5 protein-coding genes are annotated in these 4,890 nt (G+C 62.7%); all 5 read right to left on the bottom strand.

The annotated features are described in order from the left end of the window. Nucleotides 1–402: 402 nt before the first annotated feature. Nucleotides 403–858, bottom strand: a complete 456-nt coding sequence (locus ACXRVY_RS17235; protein ID WP_223460714.1) for a YMGG-like glycine zipper-containing protein — start codon at nucleotides 856–858, stop codon at nucleotides 403–405. A gap of 258 nt (nucleotides 859–1,116) precedes the next feature. Then, nucleotides 1,117–1,827: an NAD(P)H-dependent oxidoreductase gene (locus tag ACXRVY_RS17230; protein WP_223460716.1), complete on the bottom strand. Its 711-nt coding sequence runs from the start codon at nucleotides 1,825–1,827 to the stop codon at nucleotides 1,117–1,119. 79 nt (nucleotides 1,828–1,906) lie between these two features. Then, nucleotides 1,907–3,313, bottom strand: a complete 1,407-nt coding sequence (locus ACXRVY_RS17225; protein WP_223460718.1) for an aldehyde dehydrogenase family protein — start codon at nucleotides 3,311–3,313, stop codon at nucleotides 1,907–1,909. Continuing rightward, entirely contained in the window at nucleotides 3,306–4,496 is a 1,191-nt protein-coding gene (locus ACXRVY_RS17220; protein ID WP_223460720.1) for a pyridoxal phosphate-dependent aminotransferase, read from the bottom strand. The genes ACXRVY_RS17225 and ACXRVY_RS17220 overlap by 8 nt, the downstream gene beginning before the upstream one ends. 24 nt (nucleotides 4,497–4,520) lie before the next feature. Then, nucleotides 4,521–4,890 (bottom strand): thiamine pyrophosphate-dependent enzyme (locus ACXRVY_RS17215; protein ID WP_458237837.1); only part of this gene is annotated, 370 nt, incomplete at its 5' end.

Below are 4,890 nucleotides of genomic sequence, written 5' to 3'. Positions count from 1 at the left end.
CCATGATGCTGCGGTTGGCCACTTTCAATTCAACGGGAGCATCAACCACTTTCGGTGCATCCTCGGCCCACAGTTGCACCGACCAAAACATCCCGAAAACAGTAAACATTACAGCGAGCAGCCTGCTCCGCATGTGTCGGATCCTTACGTCACGAAATTCAGATCGAGGGTACGTATCGCAGCGTAGTTCACCGATGAACGGTTGTCAGATTAGAGCTACAGGCAGTTTCCTTACCCGTCTGTTTCCTTGAAACAGCGAGCTCAATCCCCGGAAATTGTGCTCGTGACCGGACCTGTGGGAGCGAGCTTGCTCGCTATGAGGGCGGCACATCAAACATCTATGCCGACTGATCCTGCGCCATCGCGAGCAAGCTCGCTCCCACAGTGTGTTCCGTACCTGGCTCAAGGGTTGACCTGATAACCCTTGCCCTGCAAACAACTGCTGTAGGCCGACGCGGTATTCGCCTGGGTGGTTTTCTCATCCGCCCGGCGTTCCTGACGCTGGCGCGAACCGCCGACCACGACGCCGGCGGCCGCGGTTTCCTTGGCGCGGTTCTGGCGGTATTCCTGTTGCACATCACTATCGACGCGGTCATAAGCCTCGTCGTGCCGATTGCCGCGCACCTGGGCAGCCGTCGCGCCGGCGGCAGCCCCCACAGCGGCACCCTTGACCCTCCCGCCGGAAGGCGTGGAAGTCGTCGAGGCACTCTGGCTGGCGGCGATGCTGTTGCATTCGTTGATGTCGGCCTGGGTTTGTTGCGAACTTTGCCCTTTCATCGGCACCACCGATTGCGCCCAAAGCGGGGCACTCAAAACCGACAAGGCAAGGCACAGGCTAAGCGATGAAAACCTTCTCATGATGACCTCCGACAGGCTTGCCACACGGGCAAGCCTTGGGGCGACTGGCGGATGGCAAGCGACGCCATGCGTCGCCCTGCCGATCGGATGGAGCAACTGAAAAGTGTAGTTCAACGGCCCCGCAGAGAAGGACTTCCGAACAAGCGGTTGGAGTTGTGCAGGAGCGAGCCTGTTCGCGATGGCGGAGGCTCAGTCAACATGGATGTTGAAGCTGATACCTTCATCGCGGGCCCCTCCCACAGGGGGTTGTGGTGTCAGTCAGGCATTGGTGGTCAGTGGATAGAGCTTGTCATCGAACTGCGCCAACTTCGGAAACACCAGCGGCTGGTCATCATTCAGGTGCTGCAGCCGCTGCCCGTAATCAATCAGAAATTGCTGGCGCGCCTCTTCACTGATGTACGGCACATGCCAGGCCACGAAGGGTTCCAGCACATCGAACCCGACGTAAGCCAGGGTGCCACGCAGGATCGGCCGCAGCATGTCCTCCAGCGGGCCATGAATCGCGCCTTCGCCGAACATGTGTTCGCGGCCGCCAAGGGTCACGGTCACCAGTGCCTTCTTCCCGGCCAATCCACCCTGATCGTAGAAACGCTTGCCGCCATAGCAGATGCCCGACACCAGCACCCGATCGATCCAGCCCTTGAGCATGGCCGGGGTGGAGAACCAGAAGATCGGGAAGTTGAGGATCAGCAGGTCGGCCCACAGCAGTTTGTCCAGTTCCGCCTGGATGTCCGGCGCCAGTGACTGGCTCTTCACGCCCAGGCGTTGCTCAAGGGCATAGACCAGGTACTCGGGGTTTTCCCGTGAGGAAAAGTCCGCGTCGCTGGCCACCGGGTTCCAGTTCATTTTGTACAGGTCGCTGACCTGCACTTCGTGGCCTTGGGCTTCGAGGGTGGTGACGGCCTGGTCACGCAGGGCGGCGGTAAAGGATTGCGGCTCCGGGTGGGCGTGGACGATCAGTACTTTCATGGTGATTCCTTAGACTTTTCCCAGCGTATCGATTGAAGGTGTGGAGCAGTGGGTGATGAACAGTTCGAGTCGCCAACCGTCACACCTGGATCGCCTTCACTTCGACGAACTCGTTCAGCCCCTCCTCACCCCATTCGCGACCGTTGCCCGACTGTTTGTAGCCACCGAACGGCGCCTGATAATTGAACGTTGCGCCATTGAGGAAGCACTGGCCTGCACGCAGTTGGCGACCCAAATGCAAGGCGCGCTCGGCACTGCCGGCCCAGACGCCGCTGGACAGGCCGAACGGCGAGTCGTTGGCGATCTGGATCGCTTGCGCCTCATCGTTGTAGGGAATCAGGCACAGCACCGGGCCGAAGATTTCTTCCTGGGCGATGCGCATGCGGTTGTCGACATCGGCGAACAGCGTCGGGCTGACATAGAAGCCGCGCCCCGGCATGTCACCGCCGCACAGCAGCCGTGCGCCTTCCTGTTGGCCGACCTTGATGTAGTCATGCACGGTGCGTTTTTGCCCGGCCGAACACATCGGACCGAGGAAGCTTTGCGGGTCAAGGGGATCGCCCATGCGCAGGTTCAGGGTTTCGGCCAGCGCCAGTTCGACGGCCTCGGCGTAGCGGCTGGCCGGCAGCAGCATGCGGGTCAGCGCGGTGCAGGTCTGGCCGGAGTTGATCATCACGTCCTGCACGCCGTAGCGCACGGCCGCTGCCAGATCCGCATCCTCGGCGATCAGCAGCGGCGACTTGCCGCCCAGCTCCAGGCACACGCGCTTGACTGAAGGTGCCGCCGCTTGCGCGACCCGTACCCCGGCGCCGGTGGAACCGGTGAACGACACCATATCCACGTCCGGGTGCTTGACCAGCGCTTCGCCGACTTTCGAGCCCGGGCCGCTGACCAGGTTGAACACCCCGGCCGGCAGGCCGATGTCCTCGATCATCTGCGCCAGCAGGAAGGCATGCAGCGGGGTTTCCTGGCTCGGTTTGACCACCACGGTGCAACCGGCGGCCAGGGCCGGGGCGAGTTTGCCGATCAACTGGTGCAGCGGGTAGTTCCACGGGTTGATGAACGCGCAGACACCCACCGCCTCGCGGATCACCAGCGAGTTGCCGACTTCGCGCACTTCGTCCATGAGATGAGCCAGTTCGACGTACTGCTCAAGGCCAGTGATCGGCCCATCGACCTGTACCGAGCGGCACCATTGCACCGGCATGCCCAGTTCCGTGGTGATGACCGCGGCCATCTCATCGGCGCGGGCACGCAATTGATCGACCAGTGCTCGGATGTAACCGGCACGTACGCTGGACGGTGTGCGCGACCATGAGTCGAAGGCCCGGCGCGCAGCCGCCACGGCGTTTTCGACATCAAGTTCATCACCGAGCGGAACACTGCCGCACACTTCTTCGGTGGCCGGGTTGATCACCTCGGCGATGCCCTGCCCAGAAGGTTTCTGCCAGCGACCATCAATAAACAACGCTTTGTGGTTAAGCATGTAGCTGAGCCTCCATCAGTTCTTGAGCACAACGGGCAATGCGTTGGCAGGCATCGCGCAGCGGTTCGGCACCGACCACCAGACCGAGGCGAATATGCCCCGCCGCGCTCGGACCAAAGGCCTCGCCAGCCAATACCGACACACCGTGACGATCCAGCAGACGGTCGGCAAACGCCTGGGCGCTGAGCCCGGTCTGGCGGATATCGAGCATCACGAACATCCCGCCATCGGGTTTCAATGCCTGCACGCCGGGGCAATCGACCAGGCTGTCGCACACCAGGTCGCGACGCTGGCGATAGGCTTCGCGCATGGCGTCCAGTTCCGGCAGGTTGCTTTCCAGGGCCACCACGGCAGCGTCCTGAATGAAATCCGGCGAGCCATAGAGCATGCACAACGCAAGGTTTTCCAGGTGTGCGGCCAGGGATGGCGGCGCCACCACCCAGCCGACGCGCCACCCGGTCATGGCGTGGGATTTCGACAGGCTGTTGAGGGTCGCGGTGCGCTCGGCCATGCCGGGCAGGCTCGCCGGGCTGATGTGCTCGCCTTCGAACAGCAGTTCGCTGTAGACCTCGTCGGAAATCAGCCACAGGTCGTGGGCGATGCACAGTTCAGCCAACGCGGCCCACGTGCTGCGCGGCAGACTCGCGCCGGACGGATTGTGCGGGCTGTTCAGTGCCAGCGCCCGGGTGCGCGCAGTGATGCGCGCGGCGACGTCTTCGGGCAGCACGCGAAAACCGTTTTCCGAGCGCACGGGCACCGGCACCACCACGGCGCCGCAAGCCCCGAACACCGCTTCGTAGGTGACGTACATCGGTTCGGCGACGATCACCTCGTCACCTGGATTGAGCACACATTGCGCCACGCTGAACAGCGCGCATTGCGCCCCGGCCAGCACGGTGACCTGATCCGCCGAAACGGACTGGCCGCTGCGCTGCTGATGACGCCTGGCAATGGCTTCACGCAGGGCACGCTTGCCACGCACCTCGGCGTAGTGAGTGTTGCCGCTCAGCAGGCTGTCGATGGCGCCCTGCACGATAGGCTGTGGCGTGTCGAAATCCGGATCGCCCACGGACAACAGCAGAATGTCTTCACCCTGTTCGCGCAGTGCCAGGGCGCGGTAGTGGATATCCCACGCGGCGGCACCGTCACCGGCGATACGTTGAGTCAGATCGGAAAAGCGCATGGCTTCATCCCCTTGAAATACAGATCAATGCGCACAGGCATGCTTGAGTTCGATCAAAGTCACGCCGTTACGCTTGAAGCCTTGGCGCAAGTCGGTCTGCAACTCGGCCAGGCTTTGCGGCTGAGTCACGGTGCAGCCGAAGGCACGAGCGAGGGCGGCGAAATCCGGGTTGCGTGGCAACACGCCGATGGGTTCGATATCCAGGCCGAGCATGTCGTCGCGGATTTGCCCCAGGGCGTCGTTGTTCCACAGCAGCACCACCAGCGGGCTGTCCAGTTCTTCAACAGCCGTGGCCAGCTCCTGGGCGGTGTAGAGGAAACCACCGTCGCCCACCAGCACCAGGCCCGGCCGTTGCGGTGCACCGAACTTGGCGCCGATGCCTGCCGGCAGGCCA

The organism is Pseudomonas sp. P5_A2_2, from assembly GCF_054177685.1.
Note: the sequence above shows the minus strand (reverse complement) of the source record. Positions and strands in the feature narration are given on the sequence as shown.

What these genes read in the sequence shown, in the direction of transcription:
- ACXRVY_RS17235 (WP_223460714.1), bottom strand. Translation starts at nt 858, where the DNA reads ATGAGAAGGTTTTCATCGCTTAGCCTGTGCCTTGCCTTGTCGGTTTTG.
- ACXRVY_RS17230 (WP_223460716.1), bottom strand. Translation starts at nt 1,827, where the DNA reads ATGAAAGTACTGATCGTCCACGCCCACCCGGAGCCGCAATCCTTTACC.
- ACXRVY_RS17225 (WP_223460718.1), bottom strand. Translation starts at nt 3,313, where the DNA reads ATGCTTAACCACAAAGCGTTGTTTATTGATGGTCGCTGGCAGAAACCT.
- ACXRVY_RS17220 (WP_223460720.1), bottom strand. Translation starts at nt 4,496, where the DNA reads ATGCGCTTTTCCGATCTGACTCAACGTATCGCCGGTGACGGTGCCGCC.